The sequence below is a fragment of the Streptomyces sp. NPDC045287 genome (assembly GCF_056432325.1).
Genome location: NZ_JBWKJG010000013.1, coordinates 176,149 through 199,228 on the forward strand (window position 1 = coordinate 176,149; position 23,080 = coordinate 199,228).

General features: G+C 70.9%; 18 protein-coding genes and 1 tRNA gene. 8 read left to right on the forward strand and 11 right to left on the reverse strand.

All coding sequences use genetic code 11. From position 1 onward, the window contains the following. Positions 1 to 45: 45 nt before the first annotated feature. Positions 46 to 1,809, reverse strand: a complete 1,764-nt coding sequence (locus AC07D6_RS22220; RefSeq protein ID WP_479046829.1) for a lytic transglycosylase domain-containing protein — start codon at positions 1,807 to 1,809, stop codon at positions 46 to 48. A gap of 245 nt (positions 1,810 to 2,054) precedes the next feature. Here AC07D6_RS22220 and AC07D6_RS22225 point away from each other — a divergent pair, with 245 nt between their 5' ends. Further along, the gene (locus AC07D6_RS22225) at positions 2,055 to 2,876 is read left to right on the forward strand and encodes a DUF4184 family protein (RefSeq protein WP_315876473.1); all 822 of its coding nucleotides are present in this window, start codon (positions 2,055 to 2,057) and stop codon (positions 2,874 to 2,876) included. Between the two features lie 64 nt (positions 2,877 to 2,940). Here the strand turns inward: AC07D6_RS22225 and polA are convergent, their stop codons facing one another. Then, the gene (gene polA / locus AC07D6_RS22230) at positions 2,941 to 5,652 is read right to left on the reverse strand and encodes a DNA polymerase I (RefSeq protein ID WP_479046831.1); all 2,712 of its coding nucleotides are present in this window, start codon (positions 5,650 to 5,652) and stop codon (positions 2,941 to 2,943) included. Positions 5,653 to 5,775: 123 nt separating this feature from the next. Here polA and AC07D6_RS22235 point away from each other — a divergent pair, with 123 nt between their 5' ends. Both AC07D6_RS22235 and AC07D6_RS22240 read left to right on the forward strand, forming a co-directional pair. Continuing rightward, the gene (locus tag AC07D6_RS22235; protein WP_479046834.1) at positions 5,776 to 8,058 is read left to right on the forward strand and encodes an FdhF/YdeP family oxidoreductase; all 2,283 of its coding nucleotides are present in this window, start codon (positions 5,776 to 5,778) and stop codon (positions 8,056 to 8,058) included. 59 nt (positions 8,059 to 8,117) lie between these two features. Then, complete coding sequence (locus AC07D6_RS22240) at positions 8,118 to 8,606, forward strand: PaaI family thioesterase (protein ID WP_315876477.1); 489 nt, start codon at positions 8,118 to 8,120, stop codon at positions 8,604 to 8,606. A gap of 152 nt (positions 8,607 to 8,758) precedes the next feature. Here the strand turns inward: AC07D6_RS22240 and AC07D6_RS22245 are convergent, their stop codons facing one another. Further along, complete coding sequence (locus AC07D6_RS22245; protein WP_479046838.1) at positions 8,759 to 9,412, reverse strand: ANTAR domain-containing response regulator; 654 nt, start codon at positions 9,410 to 9,412, stop codon at positions 8,759 to 8,761. Between the two features lie 97 nt (positions 9,413 to 9,509). Here AC07D6_RS22245 and AC07D6_RS22250 point away from each other — a divergent pair. Together AC07D6_RS22250 and AC07D6_RS22255 are read left to right on the forward strand one after the other, a co-directional pair. After that, positions 9,510 to 9,584 (forward strand) — tRNA-Leu (locus AC07D6_RS22250). A gap of 111 nt (positions 9,585 to 9,695) precedes the next feature. Continuing rightward, complete coding sequence (locus AC07D6_RS22255) at positions 9,696 to 10,472, forward strand: helix-turn-helix domain-containing protein (RefSeq protein ID WP_479046840.1); 777 nt, start codon at positions 9,696 to 9,698, stop codon at positions 10,470 to 10,472. A gap of 4 nt (positions 10,473 to 10,476) precedes the next feature. Here the strand turns inward: AC07D6_RS22255 and pyk are convergent, their stop codons facing one another. From pyk to AC07D6_RS22280, 5 genes are all read right to left on the reverse strand, one after another. Next, positions 10,477 to 11,904, reverse strand: a complete 1,428-nt coding sequence (gene pyk, locus AC07D6_RS22260) for a pyruvate kinase (protein ID WP_479046842.1) — start codon at positions 11,902 to 11,904, stop codon at positions 10,477 to 10,479. Positions 11,905 to 12,059: 155 nt separating this feature from the next. Beyond that, positions 12,060 to 12,719, reverse strand: coding sequence for an SIMPL domain-containing protein (locus AC07D6_RS22265; RefSeq protein ID WP_479046844.1), 660 nt, complete (start codon positions 12,717 to 12,719; stop codon positions 12,060 to 12,062). Positions 12,720 to 13,006: 287 nt separating this feature from the next. Beyond that, a complete protein-coding gene (gene pepN / locus AC07D6_RS22270; RefSeq protein WP_479046846.1) occupies positions 13,007 to 15,499 on the reverse strand; it encodes an aminopeptidase N in 2,493 nt (830 codons plus the stop codon). Positions 15,500 to 15,569: 70 nt separating this feature from the next. Further along, a complete protein-coding gene (locus AC07D6_RS22275) occupies positions 15,570 to 15,971 on the reverse strand; it encodes a chorismate mutase (protein ID WP_315876482.1) in 402 nt (133 codons plus the stop codon). A gap of 399 nt (positions 15,972 to 16,370) precedes the next feature. Continuing rightward, positions 16,371 to 17,144, reverse strand: coding sequence for a S1 family peptidase (locus AC07D6_RS22280; protein ID WP_479046849.1), 774 nt, complete (start codon positions 17,142 to 17,144; stop codon positions 16,371 to 16,373). Positions 17,145 to 17,365: 221 nt separating this feature from the next. On the opposite strand from AC07D6_RS22280, the gene AC07D6_RS22285 reads away from it, so the two are divergent. Next, a complete protein-coding gene (locus tag AC07D6_RS22285) occupies positions 17,366 to 18,283 on the forward strand; it encodes a hypothetical protein (RefSeq protein WP_479046852.1) in 918 nt (305 codons plus the stop codon). Between the two features lie 60 nt (positions 18,284 to 18,343). Further along, positions 18,344 to 19,855 carry an ankyrin repeat domain-containing protein gene (locus tag AC07D6_RS22290; protein ID WP_479046854.1) on the forward strand — a complete coding sequence of 504 codons (1,512 nt, stop codon included), beginning with the start codon at positions 18,344 to 18,346 and terminating at the stop codon, positions 19,853 to 19,855. Between the two features lie 228 nt (positions 19,856 to 20,083). On the opposite strand, the gene AC07D6_RS22295 is transcribed toward AC07D6_RS22290, so the two are convergent. The 3 genes from AC07D6_RS22295 to AC07D6_RS22305 all read right to left on the reverse strand — a co-directional run bounded on the left by AC07D6_RS22295 (position 20,084) and on the right by AC07D6_RS22305 (position 21,635). Next, positions 20,084 to 20,293, reverse strand: a complete 210-nt coding sequence (locus tag AC07D6_RS22295) for a DUF397 domain-containing protein (RefSeq protein WP_479046857.1) — start codon at positions 20,291 to 20,293, stop codon at positions 20,084 to 20,086. A gap of 308 nt (positions 20,294 to 20,601) precedes the next feature. Then, entirely contained in the window at positions 20,602 to 20,811 is a 210-nt protein-coding gene (locus AC07D6_RS22300) for a DUF397 domain-containing protein (RefSeq protein ID WP_479046859.1), read from the reverse strand. Next, on the reverse strand, positions 20,808 to 21,635 hold the full coding sequence (locus tag AC07D6_RS22305) for a helix-turn-helix domain-containing protein (protein ID WP_479046861.1): 828 nt from the start codon (positions 21,633 to 21,635) through the stop codon (positions 20,808 to 20,810). The genes AC07D6_RS22300 and AC07D6_RS22305 overlap by 4 nt, the downstream gene beginning before the upstream one ends. Before the next feature lie 674 nt (positions 21,636 to 22,309). Here AC07D6_RS22305 and AC07D6_RS22310 point away from each other — a divergent pair. Beyond that, positions 22,310 to 22,816, forward strand: coding sequence for a hypothetical protein (locus AC07D6_RS22310; RefSeq protein ID WP_479046863.1), 507 nt, complete (start codon positions 22,310 to 22,312; stop codon positions 22,814 to 22,816). The last annotated feature ends 264 nt before the right edge of the window (positions 22,817 to 23,080 follow it).

Consider the following 23,080-nt stretch of genomic DNA (forward strand, 5'->3'; position numbering starts at 1 on the left):
CGCCCTCGTACCGGTGAGGGGGCGGGCCGTCGGGCGCGGGGCGGGTCAGGCGGCGGTGACCGTCAGCTCCACCGTCAGCGATGCGCCGCCCTGGGCGGTGAGGCGCAGCAGGAACGTGCCGGTCCGGCCGTCCGCGTACATCGGCGGGAGCTGGAGGACGCCGTCCGCGTCGGTCGTGAGACCGGTGAGCGTACGGATCGGGGCGCCCTGGGCGTCCTTGAAGTAGGGGCCCCCGTCGCTGGGCGTGTGCGTGCCGCCGGGGCCTTCCGTGACCATCGCGGCGGTCAGCTCGGTGCCGGGGACGGCGGCGCCCCCGCGGGTGGCCCGCACGGTGAGCCGCTGGGCGAACTCCCCTTCGGGGGCCGCGGTGAGCGGGGCCCCGCCGGTCAGGGTGAGGGTGTCGGCCCGGCCGGCGGTGACGGTCGCCGCGAAGGCGACGGGGGTGACGGCCGGGCGCTTCGGGACGGTGGCGCGGACGGTGAACCGTCCGGTCTTCTCGCCGGCCCGGAGGGCGGGCGCGGTGGCGGTGCCGTCGCTTCCGGTGGTGACGGTGACGGCGGTGGCGCCGTTCGCGAAGCGCGCGTCGGTGTCGCCGGCGATCTCGAACCGGACCGGGACGAGGGCGAGGAGGCCGCCCCGGGCGTCGCGGGCGACGACGGAGGGGCGCTCGGCGAACTCGGTGCCGGCGGGGGCGGTGAGCGCGCCGGTGCCGGCGTCGTCGAGGCGGCTCACCCGGTCGGCGGGGGCCGGGGTCGGAGTCGGGGTCGGGGTCGGGACGGGCTTGGGCGGCGTCGGCGAGGGGCTGGGCCGGGTGGGGACCGTCTCCACGGGGGCCGGCTTGGCGGGCGGGGTGGTCGTGCCGGGCTTGGGGGCCTGGGTGCCGGGTGTGGCGCCGGGCGTCGGCGTGGTGGCCGAGGGCGACGGCGTCTTCGCCGGGGCGGGGGTCGGGGTCGGGGTGTACGTGGATCCGCCGGGGGTGCGGGAGTCGCTGCGCTCGACGGGCTGCACGCCGGTGCCGTCGGGGACCTGGTGCGTGCCGCGCTTGTAGAACTCGAACCAGGACAGGACCGTGCGCAGGTACTCGCGGGACTGGTTGTAGCTGAGGATGGCCCGGTCGAGGTCCGCCTTGACCGCGAGGTCGCGGTTGTTGGCGCACAGGTACATGCCGGCGGCCTGGGCGGCGTCGTAGATGTTGTTGGGGTCCTTGCGGCCGTCGCCGTTGGCGTCCTGGCCCCAGGAGGCCCAGGTGGACGGGATGAACTGCATGGGGCCGACCGCGCGGTCGTGGCGGGTGTCGCCGTCGTAGGCGCCGTCGTCGGTGTCGCTGATGTCGGCGAAGCCGTTGCCGTTGAGGACGGGACCCAGGATCGGCGAGAAGGTGGTTCCGGCGGCGTTGACGCGACCGCCGCGGGCCTGGCCGGACTCCACCTTGCCGATGCCCGCGAGGAGTTGCCAGGGCAGGTTGCAGCCGGGCCGGGCGGTCTTCAGGTACTGCTCGGCCTGCTTGTACGCGGCGAGCACGGTGGCCGGTATGCCCGCTTCGGCCGGGCCGGTCCCCACGGGGCCGCCGTCGGCGGGCCCCACGGGGTTGGGGCTGTTCAGCGGCGGCAGGTCGGTGTAGTAGGGCGAGTCGCCCGTGGCGGTGGAGCCGGACGAGGCCGGTGGTGTCGTGTCGCCGGCCGGCTGACCGCCGGTGGTGGCGGGGGTGGCGCCCGGTGCCTGTGAGGCCGAGAGCGCGGCCACGGCCGCGGCGGCGACCGCGGTGGTGGTGGCGCTCTTGCGCAGCCGACGGCGGATGTGCACTGCCATGCGTCTGTCCCTCCCCGGTGGCGCCCGTCGGCGCCGAAGACCTCTGCCGCGCGCCCCGATGCGCGGCTCAGGTGACCCTACGACACCTCGGGGCTTCATCACACCGAGGGGTGACCGCTTTTCACGCTTTCGCCATCAGTCATCCTTGCAGCCCTCTCGGACCTGACGTCATCACATGTTGATCACGAAATGATTGATACTGATCAGGTTGGGGTTGGAGGACTGATAACCGGGGGCCGTCGCTCATGCCGTTCACACTCAGCCACGCCGCCGCCGTCCTCCCGGCGATGCGAAGGTCCGGCGCCGCGCGGGGCCCGCTGGTCGCCTCGGCCCTCGTCACGGGGTCGTTCTCACCCGACATGACGTACTTCGCGGACAGTGCCGTGCCCGGCGCCATGGCGTTCGGGGAGGTCACGCACAGCGGGTGGGGGGTGCTGACCGTCGACGTCCTGACGGCAGCGCTGCTGACGGGCGTGTGGCTGATGGTCCGTGAGCCGCTGGTGGCACTGCTGCCGGGACGGTGGCGGGGCCGGGCGTACGCGGTGCTGCGCGGCCGGCCGTGGCGCGGGCGCCGCCCGGTGGCGCTCGCGGCGTGGTTCTACGTCTCGGCGGTCCTCGGGGCGACGACCCATGTCGTGTGGGACCTGTTCACCCACCCCGGCCGGTGGGGCACGCGCGTGCTGCCCGTGCTCGGCGAGTCCGTGGCGGGCCTCCCCCTGTACCTGTACGCCCAGTACGGCGGGTCGGCCGCGGCGCTGGCCGTCCTCGCGTGGTTCGGGCACGGCGCACTGCGCCGCGTCCCCGCCGATCGGGCCGAAACGGCGGGGGCGCTGCGGCCGGTGCCGACGCGGCGGGGGCGGTGGCTGGCGATCGGGCTGCTCGCGGGGTGCGCGGCAGCCGGGGCCGCGCACCGGTGCCTGCGCTGGTACGCGTACGGGGGGCGCGCCGAGACGCCGCTCGACATCCTCCCCACCGCGTGCTTCGGCGCCGGGGCGGGGCTGGCCGTGGGGCTCGTCCTGTACGGCGCGGGGATGCGGCTGCGGTCCGGCGCCGCGCCCCGGCCCTGAGGCGCGCCGGGGGCGGAGGGGGCGACGCGCGGTCACGCCGTCCCTCTTCCGCGGTCCGGGCCGGTCAGTGCGCGGCCGACTCCCAGTCGGGGCCGACGCCCACCGACACGTCCAGCGGCGCCCGCAGCTCGACCGCCGATGACATCTCGCGGCGCACGATCTCCTCGACGCGTTCCCGCTCCCCCGGCGCGAGCTCCAGCACGATCTCGTCGTGGACCTGGAGCAACATCCGGGAGGTCAGGCCGGCCGCGGTCAGCGCCCGGTCGACGTTGAGCATGGCGACCTTCACGATGTCGGCGGCCGTGCCCTGGATCGGCGCGTTGAGCGCCATCCGCTCGGCCATCTCGCGCCGCTGCCGGTTGTCGCTGTTCAGGTCCGGCAGGTAGCGGCGACGGCCCAGCATCGTCTCCGTGTAGCCCGTCGCGCGGGCCTCGTCGACGACGCGGCGCAGGTAGTCCCGCACCCCGCCGAACCGCTCGAAGTACGTGTCCATCAGGGCGCGCGCCTCGACGGCCTCGATGTTCAGCTGCTGCGACAGGCCGAACGCGGACAGGCCGTACGCCAACCCGTACGACATGGCCTTGATCTTGCGGCGCATCTCGGCGTCGACGGCCGACTTGTCGACGCCGAAGACCTGGGAGGCGACCGTGGTGTGGAGGTCCTCGCCGGAGGTGAACGCCTCGATGAGACCCTCGTCCTCCGACAGGTGCGCCATGACGCGCAGCTCGATCTGGCTGTAGTCGGCGGTCATCAGGGCCTCGAAGCCCTCGCCGACGACGAAGCCGCGGCGGATGGCGCGGCCCTCGTCCGTACGGACCGGGATGTTCTGCAGGTTCGGGTCCGTGGACGACAGCCGGCCGGTCGCGGCGACCGTCTGGTTGAACGTGGTGTGGATCCGGCCGTCCGCCGCGACCGTCTTGATCAGGCCCTCCACGGTGACGCGGAGCTTCGCCTGCTCCCGGTGGCGGAGCATGATCACGGGCAGTTCGTGCTCGGTCCGGGCGGCGAGCCAGGCCAGCGCATCCGCGTCCGTCGTGTAGCCGGTCTTGGTCTTCTTGGTCTTCGGCAGGTTCAGCTCACCGAAGAGGACCTCCTGGAGCTGCTTGGGCGACCCGAGGTTGAACTCGTGGCCGACCGAGGCGTGCGCCTCCTTCACCGCCTGCTGGACGGCGCCGGCGAACTGCTGCTCCATCCCCTCCAGGTGCGGCCGGTCGGCGGCGATGCCGTGCCGCTCCATCCGGGCGAGCAGCTCGGACGTGGGCAGCTCCACCTCGTGCAGCAGCCGTGTCGCGCCCACCTCCTCCAGGCGCGCGGCGAACGCCTCGCCCAGGTCGAGGACGGCCCGCGCCTGCGTCATCAGCGCGTCGGCCTCCGCCGTGTCGTCCGCGCCGAACGCAAGCTGGCCGTCGGCGGCGGACGGCGGGGCGAGCTCCCGCCCCAGGTACTCGACGGCGAGCGCGTCCAGGGCGAAGGAACGGCGACCCGGCTTCACCAGGTACGCCGCGAGCGCCGTGTCCATCGTGACGCCGGCGACGCTCCAGCCCTGTTCCGGGAAGACGCGCATGACGGCCTTGGCGTTGTGCAGCACCTTCGGCCGGGCCGGGTCCGCGATCCACGCGGCGAACGCGCGCTCGTCGGCCTCGTCCAACTGCGACGGGTCGAACCAGGCCGCCGCGCCGTCCGCCGCCGCGAGGGCGACCTCGGTGACACTGCCCACGCCGAGCGCCCAGCTGTCCGCCGTCGCCATGCCCAGCGGCCCGCCCCCGTGCCGCTCCAGCCACGGCGCCAGCTCGCCGGCGCCCAGCACCGCACCGTCCAGTTCCACGCCGGCGGCCGGGGCGGGCCCGGCCTCCTCCTCGGAGCCGGGGTCCACGGCGAGCAACCGCTCCCGCAAGCTCGGGTTGCGGATCTCCAGGACCTCCAGGAAGCCCTTGAGCGCCGCCCGGTCATAAGGGGCGCGCTCCAGGTCCGCCACCGCCTTCGGCAGCTCCACGTCCCGCACCAGCTCCGTCAGGTGCCGGTTCAGCTTCACGGACTCCAAATGGTCGCGCAGGGCCTGCCCGACCTTGCCCTTCACCTCGTCGGCCCGCTCCACCAGCTCCTGGAACGAACCGAACTGGTTGATCCACTTCGTGGCCGTCTTCTCACCGACCCCCGGAATGCCCGGCAGGTTGTCCGACGGGTCGCCGCGCAGCGCCGCGAAGTCCGGGTACTGGCTCGGCGACAACCCGTACTTCTCCTGCACCTTCTCCGGCGTGAACCGGGTCAGCTCCGACACGCCCTTCGTCGGATACAGCACCGTGACACGGTCCGTGACCAGCTGGAACGAGTCGCGGTCGCCGGTGACGATCAGCACCTCGAAACCGGCGGCCTCCGCCTGCGTGGCCAGCGTGGCGATGATGTCGTCCGCCTCGTAGTCCTCCACGGCGAACCGGACCGCGTTCATCGTGTCCAGCAGCTCGCCGATCAGCTCGACCTGCCCCTTGAACTCGTCGGGCGTGGCGGAGCGGTTCGCCTTGTACTCCGGGAAGTCCCGGGAACGCCAGGTCCTGCGGGACACGTCGAACGCCACCGCGAAGTGCGTGGGCGCCTCGTCACGCAACGTGTTCGCCAGCATCGACGCGAAGCCGTAGACGGCATTGGTCACCTGCCCGCTCGACGTCGTGAAGTTCTCCGCGGGCAGCGCGAAGAACGCCCGGTACGCCAGGGAGTGCCCATCCATGAGGAGCAGGCGCGGACGGTCTTGCGCAGTCTTCTTCGATGCTGTCTCAGCCACGTCCACGATCCTGCCACGCTCCACTGACAACCTCCGACGGGCACCACCCACCACCGACCCCCACGTGACAGGATCGAAAGACGCACCCGCGTACACACGTACGGCGAAACGAAGGAGCGCGCCATGGTCAGCAAACCGCCCGCAGGGGACCCCGTCCAGGACGCTCCGCAGGTGGGAGCCGTCCAGCACTCCGCCGCCGGCCTGCCCGGCGTCGTCCACGGCCTGCGCGCCTCCCGGGCACAAATGGGACTGGGCCGCACGGCCCGCACGCTCCTCAAGGTCAACCAGAAGGACGGCTTCGACTGCCCGGGCTGCGCCTGGCCCGAGGGCGACAAGCGGCACGTCGCGGAGTTCTGCGAAAACGGCGCCAAGGCCGTCGCCGAGGAGGCCACACTACGCCGGGTCACCCCGGAATTCTTCGCCGCGCACCCGCTGCCCCACCTGGCGGACCGCAGCGGCTACTGGCTGGGCCAACAGGGCCGCATCACACACCCGGTATACCTGCCGGAGGGCGGCGACCGGTACGAGCCGGTCACCTGGGAACGGGCGTTCGCGATCATCGCGGAGGAGCTGACCGCGCTGGACTCCCCCGACGAAGCACTGTTCTACACCTCGGGCCGGACCAGCAACGAAGCCGCGTTCCTGCTCCAGCTCTTCGCCCGCGAATTCGGCACGAACAACCTGCCGGACTGCTCCAACATGTGCCACGAATCGTCCGGCTCCGCACTCACCGAGACCCTCGGCGTCGGCAAGGGCAGCGTCTCCCTCGACGACCTCCACCAAGCCGACCTGATCATCGTCGCCGGACAGAACCCGGGCACGAACCACCCCCGGATGCTGACCGCGCTGGAAAAGGCCAAGGCGACCGGCGCGAAGATCATCTCCGTGAACCCGCTACCCGAGGCGGGCCTGGAACGGTTCAAGAACCCGCAGACCGCCAAGGGCCTCCTGACCGGCACAGCCCTCACCGACCTGTTCCTACAGATCCGCATCGGCGGCGACCAAGCCCTGTTCCGCCTCCTCAACAAGCTCATCCTCGACACCGAAGGCGCCGTCGACGAGGAATTCGTACGGACCCACACACACGGCTTCGAAGAATTCGCCGCCACCGCCCGCACCGCCGACTGGGACGAAACGCTCACCGCGACGGGACTGACCCGCCACGCAATCGAAAGCGCCCTGCGGATGATCCTCGCCTCACGCCGCACGATCGTCTGCTGGGCAATGGGCCTCACCCAACACAAACACTCCGTGCCCACCATCCGGGAGATCGTCAACCTCCTCCTGCTCCGCGGCGCCATCGGCCGCCCCGGCGCCGGCGTCTGCCCCGTCCGCGGCCACTCCAACGTCCAGGGCGACCGCACCATGGGCATCTTCGAACGGCCCTCCGAAGCCTTCCTCGACGCCCTCGACAAAGAATTCGGCATCACCTCACCCCGCCACCACGGCTACGACGTGGTCCGCTCCATCCAGGCGCTCCGCGACGGCCGCGCGAAAGTCTTCTTCGCGATGGGCGGCAACTTCGTCGGCGCAACCCCCGACACCCAAGTCACCGAAGCCGCAATGCGCCGCGCCCGACTCACCGTGCACGTCTCCACCAAGCTCAACCGGTCCCACGCCGTCACCGGCACACGCGCACTGATCCTGCCCACCCTCGGCCGCACCGACCGAGACGTACAGGCATCCGGCCGACAATTCGTCACCGTCGAGGACTCAATGGGCCTCGTCCACCCCTCCCGAGGCAACCTGCCGCCCGCCAGCCCCCACCTGCTCTCCGAACCAGCCATCGTCGCCCGCATGGCCCGCGCCGTCCTCGGCCCCTCCTCGACCACCCCCTGGGAAGAGTTCGAAAAGGACTACGCCACCATCCGCGACCGCATCGCGCGCGTAGTACCCGGCTTCGAAGACTTCAACGCCCGGCTCGCCGCCAACCCCGGCGGATTCGCCCTCCCCCACGCCCCACGCGACGAACGACGCTTCCCCACCACAACCGGCAAGGCCAACTTCACCGCCGCCCCCGTCGAATACCCCAAGGTCCCCGAAGGCCGACTACTGCTACAAACACTGCGCTCGCACGACCAGTACAACACCACCATCTACGGCCTCGACGACCGCTACCGCGGCATCAAAGGCGGCCGCCGCGTCGTCCTCATCCACCCCGACGACGCCCACGAACAGGGCCTCGCCGACGGGTCGTACGCCGACCTCATCAGCGAGTGGACCGACGGCACCGAACGCCGCGCCCCCGGATTCCGCGTCGTCCACTACCCGACCGCACGGGGCTGCGCCGCCGCCTACTACCCCGAAACGAACGTCCTCGTACCCCTGGACGCCACCGCGGACATCAGCAACACCCCCACCAGCAAATCCGTCATCGTCCGTCTGGAACAATCACCGACCGACTGAGCGTTCGCTCAGCAGCACCACCAGGACAGCCGTACGACGACGAACGGAGTTCGGACCCCATGGGCGAGCAGACCACAGCCACCTTCCCACAAGAGATCATCGACGAATACGCCGCACTCGGCGTCGACCTGCCCGCCCTCTTCTCCGCCGGCCACCTCGGCAACCGCATGGGCCTACAGATCATCGAAGCCGCACCCGACCGCGTCATCGGCACCATGCCCGTCGAAGGCAACACCCAGCCCTACGGCCTCCTCCACGGCGGAGCCTCCGCCGTCCTCGCCGAGACACTCGGCTCCGTAGGCGCAATGCTCCACGGCGGCTCCCGAAAGATCGCCGTAGGCGTCGACCTGAACTGCACCCACCACCGCGGCGTCCGCTCCGGACTCATCACCGGCACCGCCACCCCCGTACACCGCGGACGCTCCACCGCCACGTACGAAATCGTCATCACCGACGACCAGAACAAGCGCATCTGCACGGCACGCCTCACCTGCATGCTCCGCGACGCCACCCCGAAGGACACCGAGAACATACCCGGCATGTCCTGACCGACACGGGAGCGCCGAACCCCCTCCACAAGGCACCCGGCGCTCCCACCCCACCCAACCCGAAAAACAAGCCACCCCCACACACGGGAACAAACACCGAGCCGAGGGCCACCCCACACCTCACACCACACACACCCCGCACAGGGCCCCAACTACTGACCCTTCGCCGCCTTCTTCTCCTCAGCGTCCTCGATGACCGCCTCCGCCACCTGCTGCATCGACATCCGCCGATCCATCGACGTCTTCTGGATCCACCGGAACGCCGCCGGCTCCGACAACCCATACTGCGTCTGCAGAATGCTCTTCGCCCGATCCACCAACTTCCGCGTCTCCAACCGCTGCGCGAGGTCCGCGACCTCCTTCTCCAGCGCCCGCAACTCCGCGAACCGCGACACCGCCATCTCGATCGCCGGAACGACATCGCTCTTGCTGAACGGCTTCACCAGATACGCCATCGCACCCGCGTCCCGCGCCCGCTCCACCAACTCCCGCTGCGAGAACGCAGTCAACATCAACACCGGGGCGAGCGACTCACCAGCGATCTTCTCAGCAGCAGAGATCCCGTCGAGGACGGGCATCTTCACATCCAGGATCACCAGGTCGGGACGGTGCTCACGGGCCAGCTCCACGGCCCGGGCCCCATCGCCCGCCTCGCCGACGACGGTGTAGCCCTCCTCCTCAAGCATCTCTTTGAGGTCGAGGCGGATGAGGGCCTCGTCCTCGGCGATGACGACGCGGGTCGTCAGCGGCGGGACGTGCGACTTGTCGTCGTCGGCGACGGGCTGGGGCGACTCGGGGGCGGTCACGGAGGCTCCTCGGTACGGGCGATACAGCTCCCCATGAGCCTACCTATCTCCTGTAAGGTATGAACACACAGGGCTACACCCAGCCTGTCATTTGAAGGCCCCAGTACTCCAACTGGTTAGAGAGACGGTGCTCAAACCACCGACAGTGTGGGTTCGAATCCCACCTGGGGCACAACTACCTTCGATTCCATGGTCACGGATTCGGGTGACGGCGGTCACTCGATCGCGGTAAAGCCGCAACTTAGCCCTACCCCGTCGCTTGATGCGCGTCATCCTCGCCCGCATGTACGACATGCATACGCGCAATCGAGCGCTGACGATGCTGCGCGGCGGAGCGCGCAACACGGACGTGGCCCGGCAGCTCGGAATACCTCTGGGCACGATCGGCTACTGGCGCCACATCGACCGCACGAAGCGCGGGGAGCGCCCCCGACGGCCCGTCTCGGACTGCCCTCATTGCGACGGCACGCCACTCGACAGAGAGGCGTACGCTTATCTGCTCGGCCTCTACCTGGGCGACGGGCACATCGTCTCGAAGCCCAGCCAACATCATCTTTCGATCTACTGCGACGCCACGCAGGTCGGCCTGATCGCCGCAGCGGAAGAGGCCATGGGAAGGGTCATGGCCCTGCCCGGCATCGGGAGGCGCGACAAGCCCGGCTGCGTCGAAGTGAAGTCCTACAGCAAACACTGGCTCTGCCTCTTCCCGCAGCACGGGCCCGGGAAGAAGCACGAGCGGCGGATCGTGCTGGACGAGTGGCAGCAGGCCGTCGTGGACGCCTGTCCGTGGGACTTCGTCCGGGGGCTCGTCCACTCCGACGGGTGCCGGATCACCAACTGGACCACGCGCCTCGTGGGTGGTGAGCGGAAGCGCTACGAGTACCCCCGGTACTTCTTCACCAACAAGTCCGACGACATCCGGGAGCTCTACACGGGTGTCCTCGACAAGCTGGGGGTGGAGTGGACGCACTGTACGCGCAACGGTGATCCGTACACCGTCTCCGTGGCTCGGAAGGCGTCCGTCGCGTTGATGGACGCCTATGTCGGAGCGAAGTTCTAGGGGGTCAGCGGACCGCTTCTCCGATGTGGTGGACGCGGACCATGTTGGTGGTGCCGGGGACGCCGGGCGGGGAGCCGGCGGTGATGATCACGATGTCGCCGGGTCGGCAGCGGCCGATCTTCAGCAGGTGTTCGTCGACCTGCGCCACCATCGCGTCCGTGGAGTCGACGTGGGGGCCGAGGAAGGTCTCGACGCCCCAGGTGAGGTTGAGCTGGGAGCAGGTCGCCGGGTCGGGGGTGAAGGCGAGCAGGGGGATGGGTGAGCGGTAGCGGCTGAGGCGGCGGACGGTGTCGCCGGACTGGGTGAAGGCGACGAGGTATTTGGCGCCGAGGAAGTCGCCGATCTCGGCGGCGGCGCGGGCGACGGCGCCGCCTTGGGTGCGGGGTTTGTTGCGTTCGGTGAGTGGGGGGAGTCCTTTGGCGAGGACGTCTTCTTCGGCGGCGGTGACGATGCGGCTCATGGTGCGGACGGTTTCGACGGGGTGGCGTCCGACGCTGGTTTCGCCGGAGAGCATGACGGCGTCGGTGCCGTCGATGACGGCGTTGGCGACGTCGCTGGCTTCGGCGCGGGTGGGGCGGGAGTTGTCGATCATGGAGTCGAGCATTTGTGTGGCGACGATGACGGGTTTGGCGTTGCGTTTGGCGAGTTTGATGGCGCGTTTCTGGACGATGGGGACTTGTTCGAGGGGCATTTCGACGCCGAGGTCGCCGCGGGCGACCATGATGCCGTCGAAGGCGGCGACGATGTCGTCGATGTTGTCGACGGCTTGGGGTTTTTCGATTTTGGCGATGACGGGGATGTGGCGGCCTTCTTCGTTCATGATGCGGTGGACGTCTTGGGCGTCGTGGCCGGTGCGGACGAAGGAGAGGGCGATGATGTCGACGCCGGTGCGGAGGGCCCAGCGGAGGTCGTCGATGTCTTTTTCGGAGAGGGCGGGGACGGAGACGGCGATGCCGGGGAGGTTGAGTCCTTTGTGGTCGGAGACCAGGCCGCCTTCGATGACGCGGGTGTGGACGCGGGGGCCTTCGACGGTGGTGACTTGGAGGGTGACGCGGCCGTCGTCGATGAGGATGCGTTCGCCGGGGGTGACGTCGGTGGGGAGGTTGTTGTAGGTGGTGCCGCATTGTGTGCGGTCGCCTTGGACGGGTTCGGTGGTGATGGTGAAGTGGTCGCCGCGTTCAAGGAGTACGGGTCCTTCGTGGAAGCGGCCGAGGCGGATCTTCGGGCCTTGAAGGTCGGCGAGGATTCCGATGTTGCGGCCGGTTTCGTCGGCGGCTTTGCGGACGCGGGCGTAGCGTTCTTCGTGGTCGGTGTAGGTGCCGTGGCTGAGGTTGAGTCGGGCTACGTCCATTCCGGCTTCGATGAGGGCTTTGATCTGGTCGTACGAGTGGGTGGCGGGTCCTAGGGTGCAGACGATTTTGGCTCGGCGCATGGTGTGAGCCTAGGGCTTACTGGTGGGTAGGGGGTGGGGTGTGGGTGACGGGTCAATCGCCTTTTGGTGGATGGTTTTTGACAAGTGTTGAAGTGTGCGGTGGGTTGCTCTGATGAGCGGTTTTCCGGGGGTGGGGAGGGGGGGTTGGGGGTGGTTCAGAGGGTGGGGGGGTGGAGGGTGAATCGGGCGGTGATGTGGGCGGTGGCGGTTTGGCGTTGGGGTTGGAGGTCGAGGGGTGGGGGGGTGGTGGTGCTTTCGGTGGTGAAGGCCATGCGGGGGGTGGCGGCGCCGAAGGGGATGGGGTCGGGGGTGGTGTCGTCGAGTGCGAGGAGGGTGTGGATGTCGGTGCCGAGGGCGTGGGCGTAGTCGCGGGCGCGGCGGACGGCGTCTTTGACGGCTTGGTGTCGGGCTTCGGTGTGGGTGGGTGAGGTGGGGCGCAGGATCCACCAGGGGCCGTCGATGCGGGTGAGGTCGAGGTCGGCGAGGCGGGTGACGAGTTCGTTGAGTGCGGTGAAGTCGTTGAGGGTGGCGGTGAGGTGGGTGGTGGCGTGGTGGGTGTGGATGTGTTCGCCGCGGCCGCGTCGGGTGAGTTCGGGGGTGAGGGTGAGGGCGGTGGTTTCGAGGGTGTCGAGGGCGGGTCCGTAGCTGTGGATGAGGTCGAGGGTGGTGGTGTTGCGGCGGGTGAGGTCGTGGAGGGTGGTGCGGCGGTCGGTGCCGCGGGCGGTGAGGGTGATGCCGATGCGGGCGAGGTCGGGGTCGGTTTCGATGTGGGCTTCGCCGCGGACGGTGATGTGGGGGGGTTCGGGGGTGGTCATGTGGTGTCTTTCGCACGGGGTGGTGGGTTCGAAACCTGGTGGGTGTGTTCGGGGTTGGTGTGGGGGGCCGGGGTTCTACGCGCGTCATGTCGGTGGTGCGGGCCGCGTGGTGGGGGCGGGGGGGTGGATGGGGTCCGTGACGGGGGCGTGCGGTGGGTGGGGGTGCTGGGTCCGGTGGGGTTCGTTTCGGGGGTGTGGTGGGTGATGCGGGTGGGGGTGTCGTTGTGTCCGCTCAGCCGAGTGCCCCCGGTGGGTGGTGTCCGCCGGGGGCACTGGGTTGGGTGGGGTCAGCCTTCGCGGACGCGCAGGGCGCGGCGCAGGTCGTCGAGGCGGTCGATGAGCTGGCGGCGGAGGGCGGGGGTGGGGTCGGCGGTGGCGAGGTGTTCGTCGCCGAGGCGGAGGTTGTCGTGGGTGATGGTGTAGGCGGGGAAGGCTTGGCGGCCGGCGGCGGTGGCGATGGCGGGGCCGCGGCGGGCGGCGAGGGCGGTGGCTTCGGGGTAGTAGCGGGGGACGTAGGGGGTGAGGAGGTCGGCTTGTTCGGGTTGCCAGAAGCCTTCGGCGGTGGCGTTGAAGAGGTAGTTGGAGAGGGTGTCGTCGTGGAACATGCGCTGCCAGGCGGTGTCTTTGGCTTCGGGGGTGGGGAGGGCGGCGCGGCAGCGGGCGGCGCCTTCTTGGCCGGTGGCGCTGGGGTCGCGGTCGAGTTCGGCGTCGATGGCGGCTTCGTCGGTGGCGCCGAGGACGGCGAGGCGTTTGAGGATGCGCCAGCGCAGTTCGGGGTCGAGGTCGGGGCCGCCGGGGACGGCGCCGTCGTTGAGCCAGGCGTGGAGGGTGCCGGTGCGGTCGGTGCAGTCGATGAAGTGGCGTACGGCGGTGAGGCGGAGGCCGGGGTTTTCGCCGTCCTCGGTGCGGCGGATGAGGTCGCGGGTGAGGTCGGTGAGGGTGGTGCGGGCTGTGGTGCGGTCGGTGGGGGGGACGTAGCGGTCGGCGATTTGGTGGATGGCGAAGCCGAGGACGCTGTCGACGAGGGAGACGTCGGTTTCTTCGGGGAGGTGGGTGTGGGCGGTGGTGAGGTAGTCGGTGGGGGCGAGGTGGCCGTCGCGGACCATGTCGCGCAGGGTGTTCCACAGGACGGCGCGGGCGAGTGGGTCGGGGACGGCGGAGATGCCGCGCAGGGTGGTTTCCAGGGAGACGTCGTCGAGGTGGATCTTGGCGTAGGTGAGGTCGTGTTCGTTGGGGAGGACGAGGGCGGGGCGGGTGCCGGGGCGGGTTTCGGGGGTGTCTTGCGGGATGTCCGTCTCGTACCGTTCGCGTAGGACCAGGGTGCGGCTGTCGGCGAGGTCGCGGTCGTAGACGCCGATGGTGGCGCGGTGGGGGCGGCTGCCGTCGCGGTGGAGGGTGAGGGTCCAGCGGCCGGGTCCGGGGGTGACGTCGGCGGTGAGGGTGTCGATGCCGGTGGTGCGGAGCCAGGCGTCGGCCCAGGCGTGGACGTCGCGGTCGGTGGCCGAGGCGAGGTTGTCGATGAAGTCGGCGAGGGTGGCGTTGCCGTACTTGTGGCGGGTGAAGTGGTGGTTGATGCCGGCGAGGAATTCTTTTTCGCCCATCCAGGCGACGAGCTGGCGGAGGGCGGAGGCGCCCTTGGCGTAGGAGATGCCGTCGAAGTTGAGGAGGGCGGAGGCGGTGTCGGGGACGGCGTCGGGGTCGGGGGCGACGGCGTGGGTGGAGGGGCGTTGGTCGGCGTCGGAGCCCCAGGATTTGCGGGCGATGCCGTAGCCGATCCAGGTGTCGGGGTAGCGGGTGGTGGCTTCGTTGACGGTCTGGTAGCCCATGTACTCGGCGAAGGACTCGTTGAGCCAGATGTCGTCCCACCACTTGAGGGTGACGAGGTCGCCGAACCACATGTGGGCCATTTCGTGGGCGATGACCATGGCGCGGGTCTGTCGTTCGGCGACGGTGACGGCGGAGCGGAAGACGAAGTCGTCGCGGAAGGTGACGAGGCCGGGGTTCTCCATGGCGCCGGCGTTGAATTCGGGGACGAACGCCTGGTCGTAGGAGTCGAAGGGGTAGGGCTCGTCGAACTTCTCGTGGTAGCGGTCGAAGCACCGGCGGGTGACGTCGAGGATTTCGGCGGCGTCGGCGTCGAGGTGGGGGGCGAGGGAGCGGCGGCAGTGGATGGCGAAGGGGAGTCCGGCGTGTTCGGTGCGGACGGTGTGCCAGGGGCCGGCGGCGACGGCGACGAGGTAGGTGGAGATGCGGGGGGTGGTGGCGGCCTTCCAGCGGCCGTCGTCCTGTCGTGTGGTGATGCCGTTGGCGAGGACCGTCCAGTGGTCGGGGGCGGTGACGGTGACGTCGAAGGCGGCTTTGAGGTCGGGTTGGTCGAAGGCGGCGATGACGCGTTGCACGTCGTCGAGGAACATCTGTGTGTAGGTGTACGTCTCGCCGTCGGTGGGGTCGGTGAAGCGGTGCATGCCCTCGCCGGTGCGGGAGTACCGCATGGTGGCGTCGACGCGGAGTTCGTGGCGGCCTTCGGTGAGGCCGGTGAGGGGGAGCCGGTTGTCGTCCAGGGTGGCCGGGTCGAGGGGCTGCCCGTCCAGGGTCGCGCCGCGCAGGGTGGCGGGCTTGAGCTCGACGAAGGTGTCACCGGCGGCGCGGGCGGTGAACTCGATGACGGTGGTCGAGTCGAAGGTGTCGTCGCCGGTGGTCAGGTCGAGGTCGATCGTGTAACGGTGGACGTCCAGGATCCGGGCTCGGGTCTGCGCCTCTTCGCGCGTCAGTACGGGCATGGGCCCATGCTGCCCGATGGGGCGGCGGCGAGGGGGCGGGTTTTGCTGTAAGCGTCAGTCGTGGGGCGCGTCAGGGGCGGGGGGCGCCCCCGGTGGTGTTGTCGGCGTTGTCGGTGTCGTCCGTGCGGTCCGCGGTGTGGGGTTCGACGGCGATGCGTTCGTGGTGGCGGATGACCTCGGCGATGATGAAGTTGAGGAGTTTCTCGGCGAAGGCCGGGTCGAGGTGGGCGGTCTCGGCGAGCTGGCGGAGGCGGGCGATCTGACGGGCTTCGCGGGCGGGGTCGGCCGGGGGCAGGTGGTGGCGGGCCTTGAGGAGGCCGACCTGCTGGGTGCACTTGAACCGCTCGGCCAGCATGTGGACGACGGCCGCGTCGATGTTGTCGATGCTCTCGCGGAGGCGGGTCAGTTCGGCGGTGACGGTGTCGTCCATGTCGCGCGTGTCGCTCTTGTCGCTCGTGTCGCTCGTGCTCATGCCCGCGAGCTTAGACGGGTCGCCGGGGGGTGGGGCGGGGGTGTTCGGGATGCGGTCAGCGGGGCGGGTGGGGGTGGGGGGCGGCGTGTGCGGGGGTGTGGGCCAGGGCGCAAGGGGGGTGCGGGGCGGCGTGCGCGGAAGCGCGGGCCGGGGGCGCGAGGGTGCGGGGGTGCGGGACGGGGATGCGGGGGTCGGGGACGGCGTGTGCGGGGGTGCGGGCCGGAAGCGCGGGCCGGGGGCGCGAGGGTGCGGGGCGGCGTGCGCGAAGGTGCGGGACGGGGGCGCGACCCGGGGGCGGGTGAGGGGGTACGGCGGGGTGAGGGGGGTACGGTGGGAGGCAGGCCCGCGGTGGTGGCGGGCCTGCCTCGTGTCGGGCGCGTCGCCGGACGCGTCAGGGGGTCACAGGGTGGCGGCCGCCGACTTGATGGCGGAGGCGAAGGTGGAGACCTCGGTGTACACGCCCGGGTAGTTCGGCCGGGCGCAGCCGTAGCCCCAGCTGACGATGCCGACCTGGATCCAGGCGCCGTTGGCGTCGCGGCGGAACATGGGTCCGCCGGAGTCGCCCTGGCACGTGTCGACGCCGCCGCTGGTGTAGCCGGCGCACAGTTCCTCGGAGGGGATCAGGTCGCTGTAGGACTGCCGGCAGGTGGTGTCGGAGACGAACGGCACCTCGGCCTTGAGGAGGTAGCGCTGCTGGCTGCCGCCCTCGCGGTTGGCGCCCCAGCCGGCGATGGTGAAGGTGCCGCTGTTGTAGGTGGTGGTGGTGGCGATGTCGAGGGTGGGCAGGTTGATCGGCTGGGCGAGCTTGATCAGGGCCCAGTCCTTGCCCGAGCCGTTGTAGCCGGGGGCCTGGAGGACCTTGGTGGAGCGGACCTTGATCGCGGAGGTGCTCTGGAGGTCGACCACGCCGGCGGTGGCGGTGATGCTGGTGTTGTTGCCGGAGCCGCTGACGCAGTGGGCGGCGGTGAGCACGATCTGCTGGGTGAGCAGGGAGCCGCCGCAGCCCATGGAGAGCCGGACCATCCAGGGGAACTCCCCCTGGGCCGCGCGCGTGCCGCCGACGACGGGCGCGGGGGCGGCGGAGGCGGAGGTGGGCTGGAGGCTGACCGCGGCGAGCACGACCGCGCCGACCGCGGCGAATCTCTTCAGAGCACGTACCAGTGTTGTCTTCAACTGCCTTCCCTTCGTGGGGGGTTGATGCCTTGCGCACCTCGGGCCACGGTTTGGGTGTCATGAGCCCGTCAAGACATGGACGGGATTATCCGGAGGGCCGCGCGAAGGACACAAGCCCGTCTTTTCGGCCACGCACCGACTGCCGGGCGCGGACGGCCCGCCGGCGCGGCCACCGCCGTACCGTGGAAGGAGGGTCGGCGTCGTGCTTGGGGGTACGGGACGTGACGAACGGCAGAGCGGGCGGGGCCGGCGGCGACGTCGTCCACGGCTTCCCGCACCTCGGCACGGTACGGGCGGCGATCACCGCGCTGTACCGGCGGATCACGCCCGACGGCCTCCACGCGTACGCCGGCAGCGTCGCCCCCGCCGACGTCGCCTTCGCCGACACGGACGACCTGCACCTGGGCGCGCACCGGGCGGCCCGGGCGCTGGTGCGCCAGCTACGGCTCCCGGAGGCGCGGGTGATCGTGACCTTCCGGCCGATGGAGCACGCGGCGAGCGTCGAGCTGGCGGCGGGGCCGGAGTACTTCGTCGAGCTGAACGACCGGTTCCGCACGCACCGCCGGGACATCGGAGCCGCCCTCGCCCACGAGATCACCCACGTGCTGCTGCACCGCCTGGGCCTGGCCTTCCCCGGCACGCGGGACAACGAGATCCTCACCGACACCGCCACCACGTACCTGGGCGCCGGATGGCTGCTGCTGGACGCCTACCGGGAGGACGCGGTGTCGAGCCAGAAGCTCGGCTACCTGACCCCGGAGGAGTTCGGGTACGTGCTGGCCAAGCGGGCGCGGGTGTTCGGCGAGGACCCCTCGCCGTGGTTCACCAGCCCGCAGGCGTACGAGGCGTACGGGCGCGGCCGTCGGGAGGCGCTGCTCGACGAGCGGCGGCCCCCGCTGGTGGCCGCGGGCCGGGCGGGGCGGCACCGGTACGCGAAGGAGCGGCGGCGGTACGCACAGGGCGACCCGGACGCCGCCGCGCCGGCCGGGGCCGGGTACGCCTTCGAGGGCGGGGGCGGGGGCGCGCTGCGGGTGTCGTTCCCGTGCCCGACGTGCCGGCAGCGCGTGCGGATCCCGGTGCGGGGGCGGGTGCGGGCACGGTGCGGGCTGTGCCGCACGGTACTGGAGTGCGACACGTGAGGGGCCTGTTCGGGGGTGCGATTGCTTGCGGGCAGGCGGCGCGCGGGTGAGGGTCGGGGTATGACGATGGTGCCCGCCCCTGTTCACGAAGATCTGTTCGAGGCCGTCCACGGAGGTGACGACGACGCCGTGGTGCGGCTGCTCAGGTCGGGCGCGCCCGCCGAGGCCACCGACGAGGACGGCGGGACCGCCCTGTACACCGCCGCGGTGGGCGGCCGCACCGGGATCGTGCGGCTGCTGCTGGCCGCCGGGGCCGACCCGGGGCGGGGCAGCGGCGAGAACGGCGGCGACCTGCCGCTGTGCGGTGCCGCGTGCCACGGTCACACGGAGACGGTGCGGGCGCTGCTGGCGGCGGGGGCGTGGCCCGACCAGCGCGAGGAGTTCGCGTACACGGCGCTGGCCTGGGCGGTGCGCCAGGGGTACGCCGGCACGGTGCGGGTGCTGCTGGAGTACGGTGCCGACCCGGGCGCCGCCGGACCGGACGGGGCCGTTCCGCTGGTGGCGGCGGCGCGGCGCGGTTCGGTGCCGGTGGTGCGGGCGCTGCTGGAGCGGGGCGCGCCGGGTCGGGAGGAGGCGCTGGCGGAGGCCCGGGCGTGGCTGGGCGCGGACGTGGAGCGCGTCCTGCGGGACGGGCTGGTGGAGGCGTACGGGGGCGGGATCGAGACCGTGACGCGGCGCATCCCGGAGGACGGCGGCGTGACGGTCGTCGTGGAGGCCCTGCGGGACGGGCGGCCGGTCGCGGGGCGCGAGCTGCAGACCGGGCACGCCGCGATCGCCACGCTGCTGGAGGCCGCCCTGGGCGAGCGCCCGCCGTACGAGGAGCTGGCCGGGCGGGCGCTGCGCTGCGGCGACCCGGCGTTGGACGACTGGACGGAGGCCGCGGAGGCGCTGGGTCGGCGCGGGGACGAGGAGACGTTCGCGGCGGCGGCCGCGTGGTGCGCGGACGGGGACCCGCTGCGGCAGGCGTTCGGCGCGGACGTGCTGGCCCGGCTCACCACCTCGGGCGGGCGCGCCGGGGCGTTCGCCGCGCGGGCGGTGCCGGTGCTGCGGGAGCTGGCCCGGGAGGCCCGGGAGGCCGACGTGGTCCTCGCCGTGGTGCGGGCGCTCGGGGCGCAGGGCGACGCGGCGGTGCTGCCCGACGTGCTGCGGCACGCCGTCCACCCGGACGCGCGGGTACGGCGCGGGGTCGCCGTGGCCGTGACCGGCCTCGTCCCGGAGGGACACCGGGAGGGGGTGGCCGCGCTGGCGGCGCTGGCCCGCGACGGGGACGCGGCGGTGCGCGCGGCGGCGGTGCACGCCCTGGCGGTGGCCCCGGACGACTCCCCCACCGTACGGGGGGCCCTGGCCGCCCGGCTGGACGACGAGGAGCCGGACCCGGCCGTCGCCGCGGAGGCCGCGCGCGGCCTGGCGGCCCGCCGGGACGACCGCGCCGCGGACGCGCTGGAGCGGCTGCTGGCGACGGCGGACCCGGACGGGCGCGCGTACGCCGTCGCGCTGGCCGCCCTGGAGCACGTACCCGACGAGGCGACGCGCCTCCGCCTGGAGTCGACCCTCCCGCGCCACCGCGGCTGAGCGGACCACGACGGCGACCGCCCCCGCTGCCGCACGGACGGGCGGTCGGGCGGCCCCGGAAGGCGGGCGGGCTCGGGTGGCGAGCGGACGGGTGCCGGGCTCCCGCCGTACTCCCGTCATCGGGGGTGCGGCGGGGCTTTGCCGTTCTGACGTACCGCGGGCACAAGGATGCCCCACCACGCATCGCGTGATGGGGCATCCCCTGACGCTGTGCGCTGAGGCGGGTGCTCAGGCGGCGTCGACCTCTCCGCGCTTGACGCCCTCCACGAAGGAGGAGAACGCGTCGACGGGGAAGCTCAGGACCGGACCAGCCGGAACCTTCGAGTCACGGACGGGGACCACGCCGCGCGAGACGGCAAGGTTAGCGGCGACCTCTACGCAGTTGCCGCCGTTGTTGCTGTAGGAGGACTTGAACCACAGCGGGGTTTCGGTCGTCACTGGGTAGCCCTTTCGTACCTCTTGGATCATGGCAACCGATGCACTCTGCGGGAGGGCTTCGGCCTGTAGCTGATAGTAGGCCGTCAACAGGGGCATGACCGAAGCCGTTTCGCGTTCCAAGTACCCACGGATCTGAGACTCCGCGGAGCATCCCGGATCCTTTCGCTGGACGGGTGCCGGGCTCCAGCCGTACTCCCGTCATCGGGGGTGCGGCGGGGCTTTGCCGTTCTGACGTGCTGCGGGCACAAGGATGCCCCACCATGCATCGCACGGTGGGGCTCTGAACCGGTAGGTGTTGGGCCGGGTGGTCAGACGGCGCCAACCTCTCCGCTCTTGACGCTCGCCACGAAGGAGGCAAACACCCCTGCGGGGAAATCGAGTACCGGGCCAGCCGGGTTCTTGGAGTCGCGGACGGGGACCACGCCGCGCGAGACGACGAGGTTGGCGGCTACCTCGATGCAGTCGCCGCCGTTGGAGCTGTAGGAGGACTTGAACCAACGGGGGGAGTCGGTCGTCACGGGGTGCCCTTTCGTACCTCATTGATCATGGCCACGGATAGCGCTGGAGAGAGCGCCTCAGCCTGTAGTCGATGGTAGGCGGTCAGCATGGACAGGACGACCCTGCTATCCCTGTCTAGGCGTCCCTGCGTGGCCGACTCCGCGTAGACGATCACTGACCGATCTGGGAGGGTGACCAGCCGCACTGGCAGATCAAAGGTTCTCCGCTCCCCGAGAGCGTATGGAGCCACTTGCAACACCGTGGTCGGCAGCTCGGCGAACGCGACGAGACGATCAAGCTGCGCTGCCATCACGCCAGGCCCCCCAACGGGTCGCCGGATACAGCTTTCGTCTAGCACTGCATAGACCAGTGGCGGGGGAGTCCGCTCTAGGGATGCTTGCCGCTCGGCAAGGAGGGTGAGCCGTTCCTCTGCCTGCTGTTCCGTGATCGCTCCCCGCCGCACGGCACCCGTGGCGATAGCTGCCGCGTACTCGGGAGTCTGGAGCAAGCCCGGAACAATCCCAAGCTCGAACAGCCGTAGCTCTATCGCGCGGATCTCGTGGGCGACGTACTCGGGAAACCCTTCCAACAGGGCGGTATGTCGAACGGCGTGGCACTGGCGCTCGAACGAATCTCCGGTGCCAAATACCTTGTCAAGGCTTGCGGAGAACCGTGGAGTTGGAGGGCGACGACCAGTTTCTACAGCAGAAATATGCGTGCCCGAGCACCCGATGCGTGCGGCTAGCTCGTCCTGTGTCCACCCTCGTTCTTCCCGTAACCTGCGCAAACGCTCACCGAACCGCGCGCGTGGTGATTCTTCAGGGTTTAGCTCTTTTCGATTCAACGGCTACCGCCCAACTCTCTGAACAACTCCCGCAAGTTGAAGACTCTCCGACTCTAGGACACGCTGAGGCGCCCTGGTAGTGGAATCACTACGGAGAGGAGCGAAGGTGTCTGCTGTCGTCCCCGCAAACGGGTACGAACCCCCGCAAGCTCCGGCCCCCGGCACGCTCGTGGTGGACACCAGTCGTGGTGATCTCGTCGGGGAGTTCCGGGAAGTCGTCGGCCCGTGCTGGTCGCTGCGTCCCGTCAGCGGTGGGCCCGCGTGGGAAGCCGCCCCCCAGCACGTCCGTGCGGCCTCCCCCTCCGAGCGACTGCACGCCATAACCGCTCGGCAGAACGCCCGGAGCCGAGGTGAACTGCTGTGAGCCGAGCCCATGACCGGTGGGCCGCACTGGCGATGTGGTGGTCCCCGGAAGGACGGTCCACGCGTCCCGTGCTGCTGCTCGGTGCCAAACGGAGACGAGTTGCCGCGTGCGCTGAAGCCGCCTTCGACGAGCGGTTCGTGCGCGAGCTTCGCCACCAGGTGGGCGCCTTGGCCGCCAGGCGTGCCGCGGAGGAGGAGTGGTGGCGAAGCGCCCTTCCGCGGGTACGGCGCACGGTGTCCGCGCCGGCCCGGGAAGTCGGCACGGCAACGGGTGAGACCCCAGACACGTGCCGCGAACCGGGAAGCCGGTCATGAGCCCGGAGACGGCGGGCTACTGGTGCGAGGTGCGTGCCGAGGGTCCCGTGTACGGCACGGGGGAAACCGTGCAGTACGTCCTGGGCACCTTCCAGACCATTTCCCCGGTGCTCGCGCTCCGGTGGCTCCGCGGTGAAGCGCTGCGCGTCGCGGACCGTCTCGACCCCGACCCGAACCGTTCGGCGTGGGTACGGCCGACCATGCGCCAGGCCACCGCCGCCGTCCCCGACTGCCCCGCCGAGCTGCGGGTGTGGGCCGACGGTCTCGAAGAGGACCAGCGTGCCGTCCGCGAGTACGTCAAGGGCGGGCATCCGCTGTGCGTGGTCGTCCGGGACACGGACTGTGCGTACACCTTGTCGGTCTGGCCGGTCCGGTTTCCCGCCGGCGCCCCCGGTCCGCCGTGGCCCGGGTCGGTGTGCCACCGGACCGGCGGGGTGTCGCGCCCGCTGTACGTACTCGCCGAGGATCCGTGGAGACAGGGCCGTGTCCCTTACCCGAGCTGAGAAGGCCGCCGCGTGGGAGGCCGCCCGCGCGGACAGAAAAACGATCATCGAGCGGTACCGGGCCGGCGAGTCCGTGCCTCAGATAGCCGCGGACTACAACGTGACGCAGGGGTGGTTGACGGAGCGCTTCAACGATTGGGGCGTCCCCCGCCGGCAGAACCAGGCGGTACACGCGATCCGGGCCGGTGGACGCATCTATCGGGGGCGCGTGGCTCCCCGAACGTCCGAGGAAGTACGAAAAGCGCGCGAGAGGTTCGACCGGGC

Bases quoted from the DNA above. Each gene is read 5' to 3' on its own strand.
- AC07D6_RS22255 (WP_479046840.1), top strand. From the start codon at position 9,696: ATGTACGACATGCATACGCGCAATCGAGCGCTGACGATGCTGCGCGGC.
- pyk (WP_479046842.1), bottom strand. From the start codon at position 11,904: ATGCGCCGAGCCAAAATCGTCTGCACCCTAGGACCCGCCACCCACTCG.
- AC07D6_RS22275 (WP_315876482.1), bottom strand. From the start codon at position 15,971: ATGAGCACGAGCGACACGAGCGACAAGAGCGACACGCGCGACATGGAC.
- AC07D6_RS22290 (WP_479046854.1), top strand. From the start codon at position 18,344: ATGACGATGGTGCCCGCCCCTGTTCACGAAGATCTGTTCGAGGCCGTC.
- pepN (WP_479046846.1), bottom strand. From the start codon at position 15,499: ATGCCCGTACTGACGCGCGAAGAGGCGCAGACCCGAGCCCGGATCCTG.
- AC07D6_RS22220 (WP_479046829.1), bottom strand. From the start codon at position 1,809: ATGGCAGTGCACATCCGCCGTCGGCTGCGCAAGAGCGCCACCACCACC.
- AC07D6_RS22265 (WP_479046844.1), bottom strand. From the start codon at position 12,719: ATGACCACCCCCGAACCCCCCCACATCACCGTCCGCGGCGAAGCCCAC.
- AC07D6_RS22225 (WP_315876473.1), top strand. From the start codon at position 2,055: ATGCCGTTCACACTCAGCCACGCCGCCGCCGTCCTCCCGGCGATGCGA.
- AC07D6_RS22235 (WP_479046834.1), top strand. From the start codon at position 5,776: ATGGTCAGCAAACCGCCCGCAGGGGACCCCGTCCAGGACGCTCCGCAG.
- AC07D6_RS22310 (WP_479046863.1), top strand. From the start codon at position 22,310: ATGAGCCCGGAGACGGCGGGCTACTGGTGCGAGGTGCGTGCCGAGGGT.
- AC07D6_RS22240 (WP_315876477.1), top strand. From the start codon at position 8,118: ATGGGCGAGCAGACCACAGCCACCTTCCCACAAGAGATCATCGACGAA.